The 22,308-nt window shown below is 39.6% G+C and carries 19 protein-coding genes and 1 tRNA gene; 11 read left to right on the top strand and 9 right to left on the bottom strand.

The genetic code is table 11. From position 1 onward, the window contains the following. Positions 1 to 84: 84 nt before the first annotated feature. On the top strand, positions 85 to 1,368 hold the full coding sequence (purD, locus tag R2800_00100) for a phosphoribosylamine--glycine ligase (GenBank protein ID MEZ5015429.1): 1,284 nt from the start codon (positions 85 to 87) through the stop codon (positions 1,366 to 1,368). A gap of 10 nt (positions 1,369 to 1,378) precedes the next feature. On the opposite strand, the gene R2800_00095 is transcribed toward purD, so the two are convergent. Continuing rightward, positions 1,379 to 1,948 carry a class I SAM-dependent methyltransferase gene (locus tag R2800_00095; protein ID MEZ5015428.1) on the bottom strand — a complete coding sequence of 190 codons (570 nt, stop codon included), beginning with the start codon at positions 1,946 to 1,948 and terminating at the stop codon, positions 1,379 to 1,381. 2 nt (positions 1,949 to 1,950) lie between these two features. Further along, positions 1,951 to 3,459, bottom strand: a complete 1,509-nt coding sequence (locus tag R2800_00090; protein ID MEZ5015427.1) for an NAD(P)H-hydrate dehydratase — start codon at positions 3,457 to 3,459, stop codon at positions 1,951 to 1,953. A gap of 186 nt (positions 3,460 to 3,645) precedes the next feature. Between R2800_00090 and R2800_00085 the strand changes: the two genes are divergently transcribed. The 4 genes from R2800_00085 to R2800_00070 all read left to right on the top strand — a co-directional run bounded on the left by R2800_00085 (position 3,646) and on the right by R2800_00070 (position 11,859). Then, positions 3,646 to 6,027 (top strand): TonB-dependent receptor, encoded by a 2,382-nt coding sequence (locus R2800_00085; GenBank protein ID MEZ5015426.1) that lies wholly within the window; start codon positions 3,646 to 3,648, stop codon positions 6,025 to 6,027. A gap of 14 nt (positions 6,028 to 6,041) precedes the next feature. After that, positions 6,042 to 9,113 carry a tetratricopeptide repeat protein gene (locus R2800_00080; GenBank protein MEZ5015425.1) on the top strand — a complete coding sequence of 1,024 codons (3,072 nt, stop codon included), beginning with the start codon at positions 6,042 to 6,044 and terminating at the stop codon, positions 9,111 to 9,113. 11 nt (positions 9,114 to 9,124) lie between these two features. Continuing rightward, complete coding sequence (locus tag R2800_00075; protein MEZ5015424.1) at positions 9,125 to 10,753, top strand: hypothetical protein; 1,629 nt, start codon at positions 9,125 to 9,127, stop codon at positions 10,751 to 10,753. 68 nt (positions 10,754 to 10,821) lie between these two features. Continuing rightward, on the top strand, positions 10,822 to 11,859 hold the full coding sequence (locus R2800_00070) for a hypothetical protein (protein ID MEZ5015423.1): 1,038 nt from the start codon (positions 10,822 to 10,824) through the stop codon (positions 11,857 to 11,859). On the opposite strand, the gene R2800_00065 is transcribed toward R2800_00070, so the two are convergent. The 5 genes from R2800_00065 to R2800_00045 all read right to left on the bottom strand — a co-directional run bounded on the left by R2800_00065 (position 11,849) and on the right by R2800_00045 (position 16,477). After that, entirely contained in the window at positions 11,849 to 12,334 is a 486-nt protein-coding gene (locus tag R2800_00065) for a YkgJ family cysteine cluster protein (GenBank protein MEZ5015422.1), read from the bottom strand. The genes R2800_00070 and R2800_00065 overlap by 11 nt on opposite strands. Before the next feature lie 55 nt (positions 12,335 to 12,389). Next, complete coding sequence (locus R2800_00060; GenBank protein MEZ5015421.1) at positions 12,390 to 13,310, bottom strand: ParB/RepB/Spo0J family partition protein; 921 nt, start codon at positions 13,308 to 13,310, stop codon at positions 12,390 to 12,392. After that, on the bottom strand, positions 13,294 to 14,115 hold the full coding sequence (locus R2800_00055; protein MEZ5015420.1) for an AAA family ATPase: 822 nt from the start codon (positions 14,113 to 14,115) through the stop codon (positions 13,294 to 13,296). Before R2800_00055 ends, R2800_00060 begins: the two co-directional genes overlap by 17 nt. A 67-nt stretch (positions 14,116 to 14,182) precedes the next feature. Next, positions 14,183 to 14,860, bottom strand: a complete 678-nt coding sequence (locus tag R2800_00050; protein ID MEZ5015419.1) for a metal-dependent hydrolase — start codon at positions 14,858 to 14,860, stop codon at positions 14,183 to 14,185. Between the two features lie 174 nt (positions 14,861 to 15,034). Next, entirely contained in the window at positions 15,035 to 16,477 is a 1,443-nt protein-coding gene (locus R2800_00045; GenBank protein MEZ5015418.1) for an aminotransferase class V-fold PLP-dependent enzyme, read from the bottom strand. A 60-nt stretch (positions 16,478 to 16,537) separates the two neighbouring features. On the opposite strand from R2800_00045, the gene R2800_00040 reads away from it, so the two are divergent. The 3 genes from R2800_00040 to R2800_00030 all read left to right on the top strand — a co-directional run bounded on the left by R2800_00040 (position 16,538) and on the right by R2800_00030 (position 19,073). After that, positions 16,538 to 17,056, top strand: coding sequence for a hypothetical protein (locus tag R2800_00040; GenBank protein ID MEZ5015417.1), 519 nt, complete (start codon positions 16,538 to 16,540; stop codon positions 17,054 to 17,056). A gap of 249 nt (positions 17,057 to 17,305) precedes the next feature. Next, a complete protein-coding gene (locus R2800_00035; GenBank protein MEZ5015416.1) occupies positions 17,306 to 17,806 on the top strand; it encodes an NAD(P)H-dependent oxidoreductase in 501 nt (166 codons plus the stop codon). A 10-nt stretch (positions 17,807 to 17,816) separates the two neighbouring features. Beyond that, entirely contained in the window at positions 17,817 to 19,073 is a 1,257-nt protein-coding gene (locus tag R2800_00030; GenBank protein ID MEZ5015415.1) for a metallophosphoesterase, read from the top strand. Here the strand turns inward: R2800_00030 and R2800_00025 are convergent. Beyond that, positions 19,065 to 19,262 carry a hypothetical protein gene (locus R2800_00025; GenBank protein ID MEZ5015414.1) on the bottom strand — a complete coding sequence of 66 codons (198 nt, stop codon included), beginning with the start codon at positions 19,260 to 19,262 and terminating at the stop codon, positions 19,065 to 19,067. The genes R2800_00030 and R2800_00025 overlap by 9 nt on opposite strands. A 122-nt stretch (positions 19,263 to 19,384) precedes the next feature. Here R2800_00025 and R2800_00020 point away from each other — a divergent pair, with 122 nt between their 5' ends. After that, positions 19,385 to 20,299: a TIGR01777 family oxidoreductase gene (locus R2800_00020; GenBank protein MEZ5015413.1), complete on the top strand. Its 915-nt coding sequence runs from the start codon at positions 19,385 to 19,387 to the stop codon at positions 20,297 to 20,299. Here R2800_00020 and R2800_00015 read toward each other — a convergent pair. Next, entirely contained in the window at positions 20,296 to 21,501 is a 1,206-nt protein-coding gene (locus R2800_00015) for an NAD(P)-dependent oxidoreductase (GenBank protein ID MEZ5015412.1), read from the bottom strand. The genes R2800_00020 and R2800_00015 overlap by 4 nt on opposite strands. A gap of 44 nt (positions 21,502 to 21,545) precedes the next feature. Here R2800_00015 and hscB point away from each other — a divergent pair, with 44 nt between their 5' ends. Both hscB and R2800_00005 read left to right on the top strand, forming a co-directional pair. Beyond that, positions 21,546 to 22,076, top strand: coding sequence for a Fe-S protein assembly co-chaperone HscB (gene hscB / locus R2800_00010; GenBank protein ID MEZ5015411.1), 531 nt, complete (start codon positions 21,546 to 21,548; stop codon positions 22,074 to 22,076). 11 nt (positions 22,077 to 22,087) lie between these two features. After that, positions 22,088 to 22,171 (top strand) — tRNA-Leu (locus R2800_00005). Positions 22,172 to 22,308 lie beyond the last annotated feature (137 nt).

Raw genomic sequence — 22,308 nt, 5'->3', positions numbered from 1 at the left:
GCTTGAGTATTTTTGTGACCTGAAAATAGCTATTATATTCGAACGACATAAATAGCATTTTATTTTATTTAAGTTTTACACATTATGGCAGCAAAAAATATCCTTTTATTAGGATCAGGCGGAAGAGAATCAGCAATAGCATGGAAATTAAGACAAAGTAAGTTTTGTAAAGAGCTATTTATAGCTCCGGGCAATGCTGGTACAGGCCAGTATGGCACCAATCTTAATATACCTGTTACTGATTTTGAAGCCATTAAAGAAGCCTGCCTACAAGATAATATTGACATACTAATACCTGGCCCTGAAGACCCGTTAGTATCAGGCATATACGATTTCTTTAAAAATGATGAGCAATTAAAGCACATCGTAGTAGTAGGCCCATCAAAAGAAGGCGCACAGCTGGAAGGTAGCAAGGCGTATTCTAAAAAGTTCATGCAGCGTCATAATATACCTACTGCTGGTTATCAGGAGTTTACTGATGCCAACTATGATGAAGGCGTTGCTTATATCAAACAACATAGCCTGCCTATCGTATTGAAGGCGGATGGATTAGCTGCGGGTAAGGGGGTAGTTATTGCGCAAACAACAGAAGAAGCATTGACTTCTTTTGAGCATATGATCAAAGAAGCACAGTTTGGCGATGCTAGTAAAAAAGTGGTGATAGAAGAGTTCCTTTCGGGTGTAGAGATGTCTGTATTTGTGTTGACAGATGGCACCAACTATGCACTATTACCTCAAGCTAAGGACTATAAGCGTATTGGTGAGGGAGATACTGGACTGAACACAGGTGGTATGGGAGCTATCTCTCCTGTACCTTTTGCTGATGATGCCTTTATGGCAAAAGTCAAGAACCAAATTGTAGACCCTACGGTAAATGGTTTAAAGGCGGAAAACATTACTTATCAAGGTTTTATCTTCTTTGGATTGATCAAAGTAGATGGCGAACCTTATGTAATAGAATACAACTGCCGTATGGGCGACCCTGAGACAGAAGTGGTGATGCCAAGACTAAAAAGTGATTTGGTAGAAATGATACTACAAATGGAAGAAGGCAAGCTAAATGAATATACCGTAGAACATGATGAACGTGCTGCATGTACCGTAATGCTGGTATCAGCAGGCTACCCAGGGAGCTATGCCAAAGGAAAGGTGATGACAGGTTTTGATAGTGTAACCAATAGCACCCTCTTCCATGCAGGAACAAAGAAAAGCGATGGTGAAGTGGTAACCAGCGGTGGACGTGTTATTGCCATCACCTCATATGGTACTGATATAAAAGCTGCTTTGGCTACGTCTTATGAGAATGCTCAAAAAGTAGACTTTGAAGGCAAGACCTACCGAAACGATATTGGATATGAGTTTAAGTGAGTTTAAAAACTCACTTTTTTTGTGCTATTAAGAATATGGAATCTCCTTCTTCCACCTCTGCATACTCTTCTAAATGAAGTATGTTGAATTTTGTAGCAAATAGGCTTCCCAGTTCTTTTTTTGTATGATAATTGACGAACATACCTTTAAACAGTTCTGAACCTTCTCCCTTCCAAAAAGAGTGACAAACAATACCGTCCCTATTTAATAATTCATGCTGTCTGCTTATGGAGCTGGTCAGCTCTTCGTCTTTTAGATGATGCAGTACTTTGTTGGAATAGATGCAGTTAAAACATAAATCCGTTACTAATGTTGCAGCATTGAGGTGTAAGAAATCTACATTGGGCAGTCTATTTTTCAGCACCTTCAGAAACTCTTCGGAGTAGTCAGAACCTGTTACCTTATAATATTGGCTAAGTAACTCTATATCCTTACCACTACCCGACCCTAATTCTAAAACCGTTGAACCTATTGGCAGCAAAGGCATTAACTCTTTTATTAAATATGCACCGTCATAGCCTTCAGATAGTTTAATGTATTCTTCTACCGACTCCTTAGTATGATAATATTCACTACTCATTTCTAATACTTACTAATTATCCTAAAGGCCTTACCCAGCTTAGTAATAATATCGCCTGCTACAAGAGCTTCTTCCGATTGCTTGCCCGAGGCTATATCTCCTGCAAGCCCATGTATATATACGCCCATCATTGCAGCCTGCTCCGAGCTGTAGCCCTGTGCCAACAAACCTGTTATGATACCTGTAAGCACATCGCCACTACCTGCTGTAGCCATACCAGGATTACCAGTAAGGTTATACCAGCAGTCACCCTTAGGCGTCACCACAATGGTGTACCTATCTTTCAGGACTATATATATATTATAATGCATCGCTTCTTTACGAGCACGCTCTAATCGCTGCATGCTATTCGCCGATTTGCCAAACAAATTATCAAACTCTTTTGGGTGGGGCGTCAATATACTTCTCGCAGGCACTTTGCCTAACAAGCCACTCCTTTGAGCTAAAAGATTTAAGCCGTCGGCATCTATTACCACAGGCACTTTACATTCTTCTATGAACTGACTAAAGGCTCTGGCAGTATTTTCATTAGTACCTAAACCTGGCCCTATTCCTATAGCATCCACATTTTCCCAATCGCAAATGCGGGAGATGTACTTTTCGCCATATACTGTGCATATCGCTTCAGGCACTGCGGTCTGCATAATATTATAACCGCACTCGGGGAGCAGTATCTTGATCTTACCTGCCCCTGCTCTAAAAGCTGCCCTTACCGCCAATATAGCAGCGCCTATCATACCATGGCTACCTGCTATCAAATAGGCAAAACCATAGTCGCCCTTATGAGAAAACGGTTGCCTTTTCTTGTATATAGCTCCTATGGCATCGGTATCAATTGTAGCATAGTTGGTATGTGTAGCTGTTATAAAGGTGGGATGCAATCCTATATCTAACACATGTATAAAACCTGTATAGATACCTGTTTCCCTATGCAAGAAAGAGCGTTTATAGAACTGAAAACTAATAGTATGATCCGCCATAATAGCAGCAAAGTCACCTTCAGGGATATTATCAGCAGGTATACCACTCGGTATATCAATAGCTATCTTTATATTTTCACTCTCATTTACATTTTGGATAAACTCTGACAACCATCCCGATACAGGCCTGTTCAAACCCGTACCTAATATAGCATCAATTATATATACATTTTGGGGTATATCTGCTACAAACATGCCTTCCTGTAGCACTTCTACATAGTCATTATCTATATTTTTCAGTCGTTCATAATTCGTATTGCAGTCGGGCGTCATTTCGTCATTTATCTCCAGCAAAAAGGCCTTCACTCCATATCCTCTTTGGTGCAGTAGCCTTGTAATAGCCAGGCCATCCCCTCCGTTATTCCCCGAACCACATAGAACGATGAACAAAGCATCTTTGGGCAGATGAGTAGACAACCAGTCTACACACTTATTAGCAGCACGCTCCATAAGGTCTATAGACTTCATTTTAGAGGCATGTATCGTATAAGCATCGCATGCTTTTATCTGCGACGAGGAAAATATTTTCATAATCACAAGTTAATCGAAATTTGGCTTTTTACCAGCTTATCAACATAGTAGGGAACTTGTATTCGCAAAATCTGCTGAATCGCTTTGCCACAAAAGTGTAATTCCTATCTTTGTGGCTATTTATACTGCAGGTAAATCTGTACTTTTCGGGATTAAATTTCCTTTTTGAAGTTAAACTATCCAGCTATGCAAAAACGCATCGGACTTTTATTTATTGCTTTATTAAGTCTTTGTACTTCTGTTTACGCACAGTCAACAGGTACCATTAAAGGTTTCGTTTATGATAAAGAAACGGGCGAGCCTATGATATATACCAACGTTGTGCTAATAGGTGCAAACGTCGGTGTACAAACAGATGTTAACGGTTACTATTCTATAACTAAGGTAAAACCTGGTACATATACACTATTCACTACTCTTTTAGGTTTTGACACGACAAGAGTATCTGTAACAGTAAAAGCAGGTGATATAGTCACTAAGAAACTATTCATCAAGCAACAATCTACACGCCTTAAAGGAGTAGAGATCTCTGCAAGAAAAATTGAAAAAACAACCAAAGTACAGGCTGGTACTATAAATGTTACTCCTAGAGAAATGAAGCTATTACCTAGTGCTGGTGGTGAGCCTGATATTGCTCAATACTTACAGGTAGTTCCTGGTGTTATCTTCACGGGAGACCAAGGTGGTCAATTATACATTCGTGGAGGTTCTCCAGCTCAAACAGGTATATTGCTAGACGGGGTTACTATATACAACCCTTTCCACTCTATAGGTCTTTACTCTGTATTCGAAACGGATGCTATACGTAACGTAGATGTACATACTGCGGGTTTCAATGCAGAATACGGCAACCGTACTTCGGCTATCGTAGACGTAACTACTAAAGATGGTAACAAAAACCGTCTTGCTGGTAAGCTATCAGTTTCTCCAGTAATGATGAGAGGTATGCTAGAAGGTCCTTTATCTAGAGCTAAAAAACAAGGTGGTGCTGCTACAACATTCCTTTTATCTGTTAAGCACAGCTATCTTGACCAAACATCTAAATCTATATACGGCGGCTTGGGTGAGCCTTTTGAAAGTGGTCTTCCTTATAGCTTTACAGACGTTTATGGTAAAGTAACTTTCAATGCTGATAACGGTAGTAAGCTTAACTTATTCGGTTTCAACTTTGACGATAAAGCTAAAGTGATCAACCCTGCTACAGATTCAGTGAATGCTGATTTTCACTGGAAAGCTACAGGTGCAGGTATGACATTCGTTATTTCTCCTACCAATAGCTCTGCATTGATCAATGGTCGTTTTGCTTATTCTAAATACCTAATAGACTACAACGAAAACAACTTTGCACCAAGAAGCAGTGGCATCGACGGGTTTGAAGGTGGTATTGACTTTACGTACTACTTCCCGGGTTATAGCCAGTTGAAATATGGTGTGGAAGTAAGTGGCTTTCATACACAGCTAGACTATACGAACCAACTAGGTAATGCTACTAAACTAGATAGAAGAAATACACTTGCAGGTCTATTTGTTACTTATCGTAAAAACTTCAGCAAGAAGTTCATCTTCGAGCCAGGGTTCAGACTACAGTACTACTCTAACATAAGTGCATTATCTCCGGAACCAAGACTAGGTTTGAAGTATAACGTATCTAAAAATGTAAGACTGAAAGGTGCCGCTGGCTTATACTCTCAAAACATCATCAGTACCAAAAGCGATAGAGACATCGTAAACTTCTTTACAGGTTTCATTCTAAGTCCTGACCAAACGATCTTAGATACAGATGGCAATCGTGTCAAATCAAATTTACAGCGCTCTTACCATGCGTTATTGGGTATAGAAGTTGATGTGAAAGGTGTAGAATTCAATCTTGAGCCTTGGTACAAAAACTTCAACCAAAACATAGAACTTAGTCGTGTGAAAGTAAATGGTAGCGACCCAGACTTTACTGCAGGTAGCGGTATTGCTTATGGTGTTGACCTTTCTGCAAGATATAAAAAGAAGCGTATTTACCTTTGGGGTGTAGTTTCTTACCAGCAGATCAAATACAAAACAACTATACTAGAAGACAATAAGGTTACTAACAACTATGTAAACGGTGTACCTAATGGTGTTAAAGGTGTTACTGCTGTTCAAGAGTATGCACCACCATTTGATCGTCGTATCAATGTTAACTTATTAGGTTCTTACGCAGCAGGTAAACACAAAGATTGGGATCTATCTGTACGTTTCAACTTTGGTTCTGCATTCCCATTCACACAAACACAAGGTTTCTACGAAAACCTAAGCCCAACAAGCAGTGGTGTGAATACAAATGTTACTACTCAAAACGGAAACATAGGCATACTTTATGCTAATGACATTAATGGAGGTAGACTATCTGCTTATCATAGATTAGACCTATCTGTTAAAAAACGTTTTGACTTGAACGAACATTCTAATTTTGAGACTACCTTTAGCATGAGTAACGTCTACAATCGTAATAACATATTTTACATAAACAGAATAGACAATACTCGTATATATCAGTTACCAATATTCCCTAGTGTAAATGTGACTTGGAACTTTTAATTACAAATTGCTGAATGGCAAAAAAATATAGACTGTCGATTACCCAAATACTGGTTTGCTTAATTGCTTTTACCGCATTAAGCAAACCATTGTCGTCTCAAGTATTAGCTCCTGAACAAACAGAAAATAAGTGGTTGGCCCTAGCCAAGCAACAATTTCTAGATGGTCATTACAGAGCTGCCATACAATCTGCCGACAAATACCTTTCACTACCCTCAACTACCAACGCTAAGCAGTACTATAAAAAAGACGAGGCTACTTATTATAAAACAGTAGCCGCTATAAAGCTGAATGATGCTGATGGGATAGACCACGCTGGAGACTATGTATATGGCACAGCCAACCCTACGTATAAACAACGGACAGCATTTGCATTAGCACAATACTACTTCAATAATAATCAGCTTGGTGAAGCTATTGAATATTACGAGATGGCAGGCATTGCCAATCTGGACAATAGAGAAATAGCTGACGCTAAGTTTGAACTTGCCTATGCCTATTTCAATAATAACCAGCTAGAGCAAGCTGCACCATTACTTGCAGCCATCAAAGAAATAGATGGCAAATACAATATTGCTGCCAACTACTACTATGGCCTACTGGCTTATAATAATGGCAACTACGATGCCGCTCTGGAGAGTTTTAAGAAAGTAGAAAAGAACCCTGAATACGAAAGCATGGTTCCTTACTACATTGCGGAGATACATTACTTCAAAGGGGAAAAAGAAAAAGCGCAAAAAGAAGCATTAAGACTAATTCAAAAAAGAGAAAAAACATATTACCACAACGAGCTGCACTTACTAGTAGCTCAGATATATTTTGAGGAAGGCAATTACGATGCTGCACTCCCATACTTTGAGCATTATTATAACAATACCGACATCATCAGAAAAGAAGATCTCTATGAGTTTGCATATTGTTATTATGACGCTAGCAAATGGGAACAAGCCATTGACAAGCTAAAACAACTTAGCGACACCAAAGATTCGTTAGGACAAACCTCTATGTACCTACTTGGTGATTGCTACCTAAAAACAGGCGATAAACTAAGTGCCAGAAATGCTTATAGTATTTGTGCAGACATGCCTTATATATCGGCACAAAAAGAGGCATCTCTATTCTTGAGTGCAAAACTATCTTACGACTTAGGGTATAATGCTGAGGCGATATATTATATCAACTTATTGCTAGCAGACTTTAGTCGATCTCGTTTTGCCGACGAAGCCAATACCATGCTTTCTGACCTGCTGATAAAAACCAGCAACTATGCAGAGGCCTACAATGCGCTGCAAGAAGTAGCCACTAAAACTTCTGACTATGCTCGGGTATCGCAGAAGGTAACCTATGGCTATGCCATGCAACTTTTGCAAGCAGGACAAACTGCTGAAGCGGAAGCACTACTCAACAAATCTTTGAAATACCCTGTAGATAATACCTACACAACAGCTAGTAATTTCTGGAAAGCAGAAATTGCCTACCAAAATCAGCAGTATGCAGATGTTCTAAAACATGCTACTGCTTACCTGAACAACCAAGAGGGTAGAAAGTGGGTTACCTACTTAAGCCCTTCGGCTTCTGAACAAAACATATTGCTCAACATGGGCTATGCCTCTATGGAGCTTGGTAAATATGATGAGGCTCAGACTTATTTCAATAAGTCTAAACTCTTAACACAACAACAAGACTCAGCTATTGCCATTGCTACTACGTTGAAAGAGGCAGATGCAGTGTTCATGCAGAAGAACTACCCTAAAGCCATTGAGCTTTATAATAGTGTGATTGCTGCCAATAGCCCTGAAAAGGATTACGCCTTATATCAAAAGGCTATTATTTTAGGCTTACAAGGTCAAAACAAAGAAAAAGTGACCTTATTACAAGGATTGGTTGAGACCTCTAAAATGTATGCTTACGAGGCGAGATATGAAATGGCGTTGACCTATATAGAAGAAGATAAATATAGCGCTGCTATAAAAACATTAACTCCTCTGACCGAAGCTTACGACCGCAGGAATCTTGCACCGAAAGCATGGATGAAAATAGGCTTCTCGTATCAACAGGTAGGTCAACTTCAGAAAGCTATAAATGCCTACAAAGCAATAGCAGAACAATACCCTACATCAGAAGAAAGACCACCAGCATTGGAAGCGCTAAAGAGTTTATACATACAAACCAATCAGCCTAAAGCCTACGTACAGTTGCTTAAAGACAACAATATGGCTGAGGAGCACCAGAACGCTACCGACTCTACTTATTACGCTGCAGCGGAAACTCAGTTTGCTGATAACAATTTTGAAGCTGCCATTACCTCTTTTCAAAAATATATAGCTGAGTTCCCAAATGGCATATTCATTACCAAGGCCAACTATTATACGGCAGAGTCTTATAAAAAGTTAAACAAAGAGACTGAAGCGCTATCTTATTACGATGCTGTTTTAGCGAATAACTGGAGCAATTTCTCTGAAAACAGTGCTCTGCAAGCAGCTGTTATTGCCTTCAATAATAAAGACTATACAAAGGCCACTCAATACTACTCGCTACTTCGCAATAGTGCTTTGGAAACAGAGAGCTTGAAAATAGCTTACAATGGCTTGATGCAGAGCTACTATCTACAAGGAGACCTAAATAATGCTGCGCTCTTTGCCGACACATTATCTTCTTTGCCTGGCATAGATGAAAATACCTTAACCAACATAAACCTATACAAAGCCAAAGCGTTCAAAGAGCAAAAAGACTACCCTGCAGCGCTGGAAGCCTACAAGAAGATAACCGATGCCAAAAAAGCAGACGTAGCAGCAGAAGCGAGATATAACATTGCCGAGCTATACTTCTTACAGGGGCAGGTAACTGAAGCAGAGGAAGCCGCTAGTGAAACGATAAAAAAATCATTGGGTAGCGACTACTGGGTAGTTAAGTCTTACTTATTGCTGGCAGATGTTTTAACCAGTCAGAAAGATTACTTCAATGCGCAAGCAACATTGAAGAGTATCATAAAAAACACTAAGATCGAAGAGCTAAAAACAATAGCAAAAGACAAGCTTAGTGAAGTGAAGAAATTAGATAAAAAGGAAAGTAAATTATCTGAATAACAGTGTCGTACATGAAGTATACATACCTATGTTTATCGATAGTGCTTTTGCTAAGTAGCAAAATTGCTGTTGCGCAAACAGCTGAAGACACGACTATAAAGGGGTCTACTATTGAGATAATACAATCTTACAAGCCTGAAGTAAAACAAAGTGCTAAACCTGCTTTAACGCCTGCATTACCACCGCTGGATACTTCTAAGCCTAATTTTCGTTATGATGTTCCTCCTCAAAAGTTGAACTATACATATAGCCCCCTTCCTTTACAACCATTGGCGCTTACTAAGAACAATAGTCAACAACCATTTGCCAACTATGTAAAGCTTGGTGGGGGTAATTTATCTACCATCTTTTTAGATGCAGGGATAGGTAGCCTGCAAGGAGAAAACTATAAAACAGCCATACACTTACAGCATCTTTCTCAAAAAGGGAATATTGCAGGACAGCAAACTTCCCTTACAGGAATGGAAGCTGAAGGCACTTACTACAAAGGAGACAATGCCATTAATGTAGGTGTGGGCATTAGTCGTAACCAATATTATTACTATGGGTACGACCATACCGTATATGCATATGATACGGATAGTTTAAAACAAGCTTTCACTGGTATTCATATTGATTTGGGGCTAGCCAACAATCAAATGGGTATCAAGCGCATAAGCTATCAACCAACTATATCTTTTGACAGTTATTCTGATAGTAGAAATGCTTCTGAAACAAGCATTGGATTAAATGCCCCTTTTCAATACGAAGTAGATAGCACTTTGCAACTATTTGCTGGTATTTACGTAGAGACCAACCAGTTTAAAAATAGCCTAACCAGTCAAAGCAGCAATATCATTCAGTTCAGACCGGGTATTAACTTACATACTAATAGTTTTGACTTAAGAGCAGGTATCAACCCAACGTTCGGTCAAAACAGCAGCACTTACATGTTGCCAGACATTGAAGCTTCTTTCCGAGTACCTAATACTCAGTTTCTACTCAATGTAGGTTGGCAAGCTAAATTGTTAGCGAATAACTATCGTAGCCTTTCAGGTATTAACCCATACATGAGCAATAGTTTTACGGTACAACAAACTACTACCAATGAGGTCTTTGCTGAAATAAAAAGTAATATAAGCAACAACCTTTCTTTTAGCGGCCGTGCAAGCTGGTGGGAGTATAATGGCTTACCGCTATTTGTCAACGATACACTTACTGATAATAAACGCTTTAATATCTTGTATGACAGTAAGATCAACAACTTGTCCTTACAAGCTTCTATACGTTACCAAATAGCTCATACATTCACACTTGGGTTTAACGGAAGGTGGAATAACTTTTACAAACACAGTTTTGTTGAAGTATGGCACATGCCGGGCATTGAGTTTGGAGCAGATGTGGCAGCATCTCCTATCAAACACCTTACTATCACAGGGTACTTATCTGTAAAGGATGAGCTTTATGCTCTTGATAAGAATAACAAGAAAGTAAAACTTAATACGATCATTGATCTTGGTGTGGGTGCAGAATATGAGTTCATTAAACGCCTATCAGCCTTTGTGAATGCCTACAACTTGTTGAATAGTGGCTACCAAAGATGGTATGGATACGATGCTTACGGCATGAACGTATACGGAGGTATTCAGCTTAAATTTTAAATAATCCTTATTTCAATTGCTTAATTCTTTGGCGATTGCTTATTTTGCAGCCCAATCGGACATAGTAGATGAATGTAGCTAAATATATAGGTCTTTTTCTCCTAAAGCATAACAAATGTTATGTGAACGGTCTAGGTACGCTTGAGCTAAAGTCAAAGCCGGCTACCTACGATGGAGAGTCGCTACACGCACCTATCAAGGAGATCCTTTTATCTACTAATGGTAATATCGATGAATCTTTATCCAACTTTATTGCTACCAATGAGCAAATAAGTATCTCCAAAGCTACTAAAGCGCTTAATGAGTTTAGCGAAAAGGCTAAACAGGAAATAGCTGCAGGAAATACGGTAGCGATACCTGCTCTTGGTAAGCTGGCAGAGGAAAGCGGGAAAGCTTATTTTATTACTGCACCTCAACTACAATTCAGGCCACCTGCTATAAAGGCTCCTAAGAGCCCTGCAAAAAGACCTGAAACAACAATTGGTGGATTTACTTTGCCACAGCAAACACCAATACCTCAACCGGTAACACCTGGCTACCAACAACAAACCTCACACATACCAGATGCTCCATCTCTTGAAGAAGAAGAGCCTAAGCTAAACTGGGTGAGAATAGTTTTGGTGGCGTTAATCGTCATATTACTAGCGGCAGCGGGTTTCTTAGGTTGGCAGTTTTATAACCAGATGAATGGTAATAAAGCTAGTACTACACCACCTCCTACCCCTACAGAAGAGCTACTTAACCAAACGCTACCTGAGGAAGAAACACTACCTGTAGTTAGCCCAGTTGACACAACTACAAGTGACAGCACTGCAACTAATGAAGCAGAACCAGAAGAAGAAGTTGTGGAGGAAAGTACTTCAATGATAGAAGCAACGCCAGTAACACTAAAGCTTAAAGTGATCCTTAACACTTACGACAGTAAAGAACGTGCTCACAAACGTTACCGCCAGCTGAAGAGCTATGGCAATAACGTGGAGATCATCAAAGAAGATACCAACTACTACTTTGTAGCCATGCCTATTAGCGCCAGCCCTAGCGACACGTCAAGAATACTGGACTCGTTGAGTAGAAACTTCAACCCAAGCGGTGTATTTATTTACTAATAACCGCTCTTAGCTTTTCTAATACATAATAAGTAGCCGGGCATATTGTTGCATTCTTCAACGTTATGTTCACACGTTTGAGCAATACATCTTCATCTGTATAAGGGTACCTCCTGCAATCCGTAGGACGATCTTCATAAATATCACAGGTATTATCACTAGCCAAAAAAGGACAAGGAGACTGCCTTAAAACATAATCCCCATCTTCATCCATAGTCAGGTATTGCAATATCATATCACCCTCCTTCATGCCTATCACCTTGGCAATACGCTTTATATCAGGCTTTTTGAAACGGGGAGAATAATTTTTACAACAATTGGCACAGTCCAAACAGTCTATTTGTTCAAATGCCTCTTCATGCAGATCTGGCAATGCTTTGAGGATCAGATTCTTCTTACCCTTCTGCAGCATTTGCTTATATAACTTCTGATGCGCTTCTGCTGTTTTCCGCCAATCTTCTGGTACACCGTTCATAATATGAAAAAGGGGCTGTGTTACAGCCCCAAATTTATAAGTTCTTATTGATTAATTACAGCTTCATTTGTTCCATAATACGCTCTAGGTCTTCGTCATTATAAAATTCTATAGTAACTGTACCTTTTCCTGTCTTCTTTCTATCCAGCCTTACTCTTGTAGAAAAATGAGAGGCCATATTATCTTCAATACGCTTATAGGCAGGCGGCAACTTGGTAGCAGGCGCTTTTTTAGTCACTCCTCCGTCTTTAGATGCTATATTCTTTACTAACTGTTCCGTTTGTCTTACCGACAGCTTTTTCTCTCTCACTTCTCTAAACACATAAAGTTGCTCATCTACCTGCTCCAGCCCTATAATAGCTCTTGCATGGCCCATACTTAATTGCCCATCACGTACCGACTTTTGTATATCCGGTGGCAGACGTAATATTCTTAAGTAGTTGGTCACCGTTGTACGGTCTTTCTTCATACGCTCTGCTACTTGCTCTTGCGTCAAGTCGCATTCGTCCATCAACTGCTGGTAGCTAAGTGCTATCTCAATAGCGTTCAGATCTTCACGTTGCAAGTTCTCCAACAGGGCTAACTCTAACAACTCCTGATCGTCTTCTGCAACACGTATATAGGCTGGCACATCTTTCAAGCCTGCCATTTTGGAAGCTCTCCAACGACGCTCGCCCGATATAAGCTGATATTTATTAGGAGCAAGCTTTACGACTGTAATAGGCTGTATGATGTCGTGTAGTTTAATACTCTCCGACAATTCTTTTAACGCCTGCTCATCAAAATCTCTTCTCGGTTGCTTAGGGTTAACCACTATCTGCTCTACAGGTACACGCATAATGCTACCCGCATTATCTCCCGATACTGAAGGGGGTACATTTTTGATCGCACCCGCATCCTTCACCTCTTCGTCAATGGTATTCAATAATGCGCGAATACCTTTCCCTAATGCTTTTTTCTTATTGGTCTGTGACATTTTCGTCCTCAAATATTTTATCCTCGTTCTTAATCTTAGTCATATTATTCTTCTGCAAGATCTCCTTGCTCAAGTTCAGGTAGTTGATAGCACCTGTACTTTCCGCATCATACATCAATGCAGGAGAACCAAAGCTTGGCGCTTCGCCAAGACGAGTATTTCTATGAACTATAGTATTGAATACGAGTTCGTCAAAATGGTTTTTAATTTCTTCCACTACTTGATTAGATAGGCGCAAGCGACCATCGTACATGGTCATCAGGATACCTTCTATCTGTAGGTTAGGGTTTATTCTTGTCTGAACTATTTTGATCGTGTTTAACAATTTACCCAAACCTTCCAGTGCAAAGTATTCACACTGTACCGGTATCACTACACTATCTGCAGCGGTTAATGCATTCACAGTGATCAAGCCCAATGAAGGAGAGCAGTCGATAATGATAAAGTCATACTTATCCCGCTGATGATCCAGCGCTTGCTTCATCACATGCTCCCTATTAGGGTGGTGGATCAATTCTATCTCCGCACCCACCAGATCGAGGTGAGATGGCAATAAGCTTAAATTGGGTGTTTCCGTCTCCAATATCACTTGAGAAGAGTCTGTGTCATTGACCATGCAGTCATACAAACTCAACTGGATATTTCTCAGGTCAAAACCATTACCTGTAGTACTATTTGCCTGAGGGTCGGCATCTACCAATAATGTTTTGTACTCCAGCACTGCTAAACTTGCTGCCAAGTTGATTGCCGTAGTAGTTTTCCCTACTCCTCCTTTCTGGTTTGCTATAGCTATTATTTTCGCCATGTTTCTGTTCTTAAATTAAAACCTTCTACAAATTCAAGTTACCTCTTTTTTCTACACCACGCTCTTGTTATACCGTTAATGTCTCGCCTATTTCAGGTAGTATCAGCTGCTTACCCGCTGCTGTAAATGCCTGTTTGGCCTTGTCTTTATCTATGCTTATTGGTGGCCATGTATCATAGTGCACACCAATTATTTTATCACATTTTATAAAATCCGATGCTATTATGGCATCAGCTGCATTCATGGTAAAGTTGCCACCTATCGGCATTACTGCAAAGTCAATAGTCGCAAAACGAGGTATCAACTGCATGTCCATCATCAAACAGGTATCTCCGGCATAGTAAAAACTACCTTCGTCTGGTTTGATGACAAAACCGGCAGGGTTGCCACCGTTACTTCCATCGGGCAGAGAGCTACTATGCCCTGCTATTACCATACGCACCTCACCAAACTCCATATCTACAGCCCCATAGTTCATAGCATGCACATTATCATAGCCTTGTGCTTGTACCCAGCCAGCTATCTCGGCCATGGCCACTACCTTGGCACCTGTACGCTTGGCTATAGGCAACAAATCGGCAATATGGTCTTCATGTCCATGAGATTGAAGGATATAATCAGCCTTAATCTGCTCAATGTCAACATGTTGCGCCTTGTCGTTCCCTGAAATAAATGGGTCGAACAGCAGGGTTTTACCACCAACTACCACCGAAAAACAAGCATGTCCGTAATACGTCAACTGCATATAGATCTCACCTTATATTTTTCAATATCCTGTGCTATACAAAGTTAACGTTCCACGCGATAAATGGAACAGTTCCACGCAGAATGTGGATAAGACATAGGTTATCCAGTAGTTATGCAGATGTTTTATTAATAAATATTAAATATAAACTGATTTTCAATAGCTTAAGTAAAACTAAGCCAGCTGACTTACTCCTTTTTCCAACATATCTATCAACACATCCACATGCTCCACATGGGTTCGGAAAGACAAGCAGGCAAAACGCAACACATATTTGCCTCCTACGTTGGTAGATGAAATAAACACTCTACCATCTTTATGCATCAGTTCTAGTAATTTTTTATTGAATTCATTGACATCCCCAGCCTTAGGCACATAGCGATAGGTGACCACGGTTAGCTCAGGGTCATTGCAGAGCTCAAAACCTATTTCCTGTACTCTTTGGCAAAAATACTTGGTCAGTAACACCTTTTCTTGCAGGCAGTCTTTAAACGCTTGTTCTCCATACAGCTTTAAGGGCAACCACATGCGCAGCCCTCTGAAATGCTTACTCAACTCGGGCGATACTTCTGCAGGCGACAGCTGACTGTCATAACCATTGGTATCCTGCATATAGTTGGCCTCGTAGGCAAAGGCATTTTTTAGATGCTGCATCTCTTTTATGAGCACAATACCAGTACCATAAGGCAAGAACATACCCTTATGTGGGTCTAACACAATGCTATCCGCATATTGTATGCCATCCATTTTTGCCTTTTGCTCTTCCAATAGCAAGAAATACCCTCCATAGGCCCCATCTACATGAAACCACAAATTATTCTTTCGTGCCGCTTCACTTATCGCCATCAAAGGGTCTATTGCTCCTACATCGGTACTGCCTGCATTGGCAATCACCATAAAGGGCTGCAACCCCATGTTCACATCTATATTTATTTGCTCCTGCAAGGCGGCTACATCCATACGATACGCCTTGTCCATTGGCACTTGCCTTACCACACACTCCCTCAACCCAGCTATAATGATGGCTTTATCTACACAATGGTGCGCTTGCTGTGTAGTGTAGATAACCGTTCTATGAAAATCTTTGGCTTTGATGCCCTTAGCATCACGTGCTGTTGTCACAGCTATTAGGTTGGCAATACTCCCGCCAGAGGTAAGGTTGCCGCCAAACCCTTGCTCATACCCTACCAACTTGCCCGTCCATTCTATCAATGAGTTCTCTATGCGTACCGCTCCCGGTGAAGCATAAAAAACACCTGCATATTTATTGGTCACATCGGCCAGATAATCGCCAATAGCAGCAGCATACAATCCTCCTCCTGGTATATAACCTAAGTGCCCACCCGAGGCAGTATTGATACCAGGGTGCTCCATATGCTGCTCTAAAAGATCGACAACCTTTTTTATACCCGTACTACTATTAAAATCTGTACTACCCAAAGCATCATCATCATAGCCTTCCTGTATAAAAGTAGGAGTGGTCGTTACCCTACTCAAAAACTGATCGCCATAAGCTTTGGTGGTAGCCAAAACCTCTTCTCGCTTTGCAGCATCCGGATCTAGCACACTCGATGCTTTTTCCAGTGCTCTTATCTGTTGTAGTAAATCTGCACTCATAACAGAAACAAATGTAGCAAAGAGCTGAAACAGATTTCTACTAAGCCTATCTTTATACTTATGAATACAGCGAAAACTTTTATTAATGAGGTCATCTCTATCAAATACAACGATTGGGAAGAGCCCATATCGGGCATGGTGATAGACTATAACGAAGACTGGACCCTACTCGCCAAAAATCCTAACGATTATATGCATGATGGTTATATAATTGTCAACCATCAAAACTTAGATGGCTATAAAAAAGACGAGATGGAAGAGTTGGTGGAAAAAGTTTTTAAAATGAAAGGCATAGACAAAAACTTGCCTACACTCTCTTTAGATGATGTAGAAACAATACTTAATCATTTATCTAAAGAGTATCAGCTATTTTCTATACAGTTAGCGACTCAAGAAGATAGTTGCTATGTAGGTATTGTACGCTCTATATCCAACGGACAACTGGCGTTACAATCAATAGACATTGACGGCAGATGGGATGAGGATGAAGAATTAATTAACCTGAAAGAGATAAGAGCAATCGAGTTTGATACCGACTATTTACAGTCATTATCAATGCTGAACAAATCATTAAAATAGCGTATATTTGCTATAATAAAACTACTATATAGCAATTAGTATTTCATAAAATGACACCTACCCTTAAACCACTCTATCCTATGAAGTTTCATCAACATATAGCATACAAAATGTTACAAAATCATGAGGTGAAATTTGTAACAAATCGGAACAATTTAGGAGCAGGTACTGTATCATCAGTTTTTCCAATCAATAGTTTAACATTCCTAATAAGGTTTCCTTGGCAAAGGGCTTATCTTTACACAAATTATGATTACAGTAATATCAGGCACAAGCAGGGTCGACAGTATGACACTACGTGTTGCCAAACATTATCACAGCTGCATAGCCAAGCATACCAATGATGTGCAACTTTTATCCCTAGAGGGGAAAGCTGTTTGGGAACGTGGTCACGACCTGCTCAACATAGAGCAGAACCTATTAATACCTTCCAATAAATTCGTCTTTGTAATGCCGGAATACAATGGCAGTTTCCCCGGCATTCTGAAAGTAATGATCGATAATAGTGACATCAAAAAATGCTGGTGGCATAAAAAGGCGCTATTAGTAGGTGTTGCTGATGGTAGAGCAGGTAATCTTCGCGGTATGGAACATATGACCAACATTCTGCATTATGTAAAAATGAATGTACACTACAACAAGATACCGCTTAGCCGTATCAACGAAGAAATAAACAAGAAAGGGAGAATACTAAAAAGAGAGACCGAAAAAGTGATCAATGAACAAATAAATGAATTTCTAGCCTTCTAAGCTCAAACAGATGCGTACACGTTTTCTCATTTTCCTTACGATAGTATTATTGGCAGAGTTTTACAGCTTTATTTTAATACGTTCGATAGCTAAACCCATGGCTAACCCTTGGAAGGCTATCATATACACCTCCTATATTGCTGTCACCCTTTTTACTTGGACCAGCTTTATTTTAATGAGATCATTAAACTGGGACGCAATGCCACCTATGGCAAAGAACTTGATCATAGCATTCACCATGGGCTTGTGGGTAGCTAAAATACTGGCAGCCACAGTAATGATGCTTGACGATGTACGCAGAATATGCATGTGGGTTATCAACTATATATACAATCCCACTACTCCCGATGTTACAGATGAGATCGCTAAATCGAATGGTATTTCCCGTTCTACATTTTTCAAACGAACGGCACTAATATTAGGAGGCACAGCTGTAGGGGCTTTTTTATATGGTATTACCAATCGCTACAACTATAAAGTTCATCGAGTTAAACTCAAATTTGCCAACCTGCCTGCATCCTTCAAGGGATTGAAAATTGTTCAAATATCGGACATACACTCAGGCAGTTTTGATAACGAACATGCGGTAAGTAGAGGTGTAGAAAAAGTGATGCATGAAGAGCCTGACATTATCTTTTTTACCGGCGACTTAGTAAATAACAAAGCTGAGGAGATACAACCTTACACACACTTATTCTCTCAACTAACTGCCCCTTTAGGTGTATATTCTACACTAGGCAACCATGACTATGGCGACTACGTAACATGGCCTAGCGACGATGCTAAAAGACAAAATTTAGAACAACTAAAGGAAACGCATGACAAAATGGGCTGGCGCTTGCTCATGAATGAACATGTGGAGATAGAGAAAGGAAATGATAAAATAGCAGTAATCGGCATAGAAAACTGGGGAGCAAAAGCTGGTTTCCCTAAATATGGTAGTATGAGCAATGCTTATGCTGGTTTGAAAGAAAAAGATATACCATTTAAAGTACTTCTCTCTCACGACCCCTCGCACTGGGATGCAGAGGTGATAAAAGATTATCAAGATATAGACCTCACACTAAGCGGTCATACTCATGGCATGCAATTTGGCATAGAGATACCGGGACTAAAATGGAGTCCTGTAAAATATATTTACAAAAACTGGGCTGGATTGTACCAAAAAGGCGCACAACACCTATATGTAAATAGAGGGTTTGGCTTTCTTGGATACCCAGGTAGGCTGGGTATATTACCAGAAATAACCGTTATTGAATTAGCGTAATGCTTTTTTCAAAATGTTCTTTACAGATTGACTACGTGGTTGTAATAGATCGGATGCGGCTTCTTTTAGCACATCATTCATTTCTATTATTAAATCTGAAAGCTTGACATTTTCGTGTCGGTCAGGATCAAACATCTCGGTTTCTTGCGCGTCTTTGATAGTAATTTTCTTGAGTAAAGTTTTCTTCATAGATGAACATTTGGATATTAAACGTAGATAAAAAGGCTTTATTGTTTAAAATACAATATTATTATACAGCATAAGATTAAAATCATTTAATATATATCATAACTAAGCTGAAAAAGAGCAAAATGCAACAAATTATAGGTATAACAGGAGGAACAGGCTTTGTGGGGCAGCATTTAAAGACAATGCTCATCAAGAAAGGGCATGAGGTTGTGATATTTACAAGAAACCCTAATAAAAAAACTAATGAACAAGGAGTAGAATATGCTTACTGGAATCCATCAAATGAAGAAATTGATATAGATATTTTACCCAAATTAAACTCTGTAATACACTTAGCAGGTGCAGGAGTAGCAGACAAACGCTGGACTAATGATCGCAAGAAAGTGATCGTATCCAGTCGTGTAGATGCCACAAACTTTCTTGTAAAACAATTAAAGCAATATGCTATTAACTGTAATAGTTTTATTGCTGCCTCTGCTACAGGATATTATGGGCCAGACAGGACTGATCAACCTTTTAAAGAAACAGACCAATACTATAACGACTTCTTAGGAAATACATGCTATCAATGGGAAACCGCATCAAAAACAGCTTCCGATAAATTTAGAACTGTAATCATTAGAATAGGGATCGTTTTAGGAAAGGAAGCAGGAGCATTTAAAGAGTTTGAAAAGCCAACAAAATTTGGGATTGTACCCATATTAGGTTCGGGAAAACAAATAATTAGTTGGATACACGTACAGGATCTTGCCTCGCTTTTCACATTTGCTATTGAAACAGACAACATGAGTGGTATATATAACGGAGTAGCTCCTAACCCTGCCAGCAACAAGGAGCTCATGAAAACCATTGCCCAAATAAAAGGAGGCATAAAAATACCTGTACCTGTTCCAAGCTTTGTTTTAAAACTAATGCTGGGTGAAATGAGTATTGAAATACTAAAAAGCTGTACTGCTAGCTCTGAAAAAATAGAACAAGCAGGATTTCAATTTCAATACCCTGTACTTGCCAACGCTATAAATGATCTTCTACATTAACTATAAGCGTAATCACTCAAATACTCGTAGTCTCTGGTCAATTTACCACCTTTACATATTGTAGCACGATTGATGATATCGCTATTATTACTCAACAGCTCTTTCAATACGAACTTTTCGATATGTGCCCCAAAATAATGGGATGCGTCTCTTGGTAGCTCGTTAGGCAAATTATCAACAGCCATTACATCTATGGTATCTTTTGTATTCTGAAAAGGTGCTACTTTTTCTAGGCTGTCCCTATCAATACCATATACCGGATCATCAATTGTTGAAGCTCCTACATTTATAGGTACTGACCCATCAATATCACATGTAATATCTGCAATAACACTTATACGCCAGTCTTTCCTTCGTATATCTTTTTTCTCAAAAAGACGATCAATATCCTCATCCCAGTATATACCATTCATCAAAATATCCGTTTGGGCAATATAGTTACCAAATAAACATTTGTACGCCTCAGGGTTGGCATGAAAACCATCTCTATAATAGAGGCCATTATCCTTTCTGGCATACAGTGCACTACCTTTTAAATGTGTATATACTGGGTAATCATACTGGTGTGTTAAGTAATCTTCAGGTTCCACGGACTCGATATCTAAATTGGTCATCACCTCTACAATACCTGCGGCTACTCTACCCGACCCTGTAACAGCGATTTTTATATTAGGTAGTCTTTGTTTTCTATAAGCATGTATCAAGGCTTGGAAATCTTCCACGGAATTTGCTGGAGGTAATTCAAAAAGCTCATGTTTCTTACCATAAGTAAGCAAACCATTATGTGCTCCAACAATTCCTGCAAACAAACCAAAACCTAATATGCGCTGTTCATCTTTATGGGTAAGACATTCATAATCTACCATGCTGATCTTCTTCTCAATAAGCGCCTTCATGAGCGGTTTATTATAAGGTTGCATTTTTTTAGTATGAGAGAAAAAGCAATAGGTTTTATTAGGTATTAAGTGATCAATAGGCACCTCCTTTACACCAAGCAAAATATCGCAATCACTGAGATCTTCAACCAATTTTATCCCCTCTGCTGCATACTCCTCATCTCGAAAGCACCTTGTTGACGATGGTTCAACAACTACCTCTACTCCTTCGTAGGTTTTATTAATGTACGCTGCCTGAACAGGCGTTAATGCTACCCTGTAATCTTCCGGAGTTTTTCGTTCCTTTATTAATCCTATTCTTACCATGTCCTAAATTTTGCAATCAAATATAAGATAACCATCTTTGCCAAATGGTAAACTATTTTGAATTATACGGCATAGAAGAAAGCTTTAACATCGATGAAGCTTTAGTGAAAAAGAAGTTTTATGAATTAAGCCGCCAGTACCACCCTGATAGATTTTCTCTAGCTGATGATGACACTAAAGCTGAAGCGCTCAAAATGTCGGCACTGAATAACGATGCCTATAAAACGCTTACCGATGAAGATAAGCGCACTGCATATATATTAAGAACAAACAACCAATTAGAGGAAGAAGAGAAATATCAACTGCCATCAGATTTCCTTATGGAGATGATGGAGCTCAACGAAACCGTAAGTGAATGGGAGATGGATGCTGATGACAAAACACTGGAAGAACAAGCTACAAACGCATACAATACGGCGATAAAGGAGATCAACAACACCCTACTACCATTATTTGACCAATACACGGCTTACAAAGGAGATCTTTCCCTATTGGCACAAGTAAAAGACCTATATTTTAGAAAAAAATACCTGTTGCGTATTCAGGAAAGAATGAATACATTTGCAACCCGCTAATAGCGCTTTTTGCCCTGGTGGCGGAACTGGTAGACGCGCCAGACTCAAAATCTGGTTCTCGAAAGGGAGTGGGGGTTCGATTCCCCCTCTGGGCACTCTGATTACCAAGCAGTTACGTATAAACGTAGCTGCTTTTTGTTTTAACTCATTTCATTATGCACTAAAATATGCACTGAACTTAAAAGGGAAGTCAATATTGGCCTTTATTTGAGTACCAGACTTGCACGCCTTG

Origin of the sequence: Flavipsychrobacter sp. (assembly GCA_041392855.1) — a bacterium.
In the GTDB taxonomy this organism is placed as follows: domain Bacteria; phylum Bacteroidota; class Bacteroidia; order Chitinophagales; family Chitinophagaceae; genus UBA5543.
This window is presented reverse-complemented; position numbering and strand designations above follow the sequence as displayed.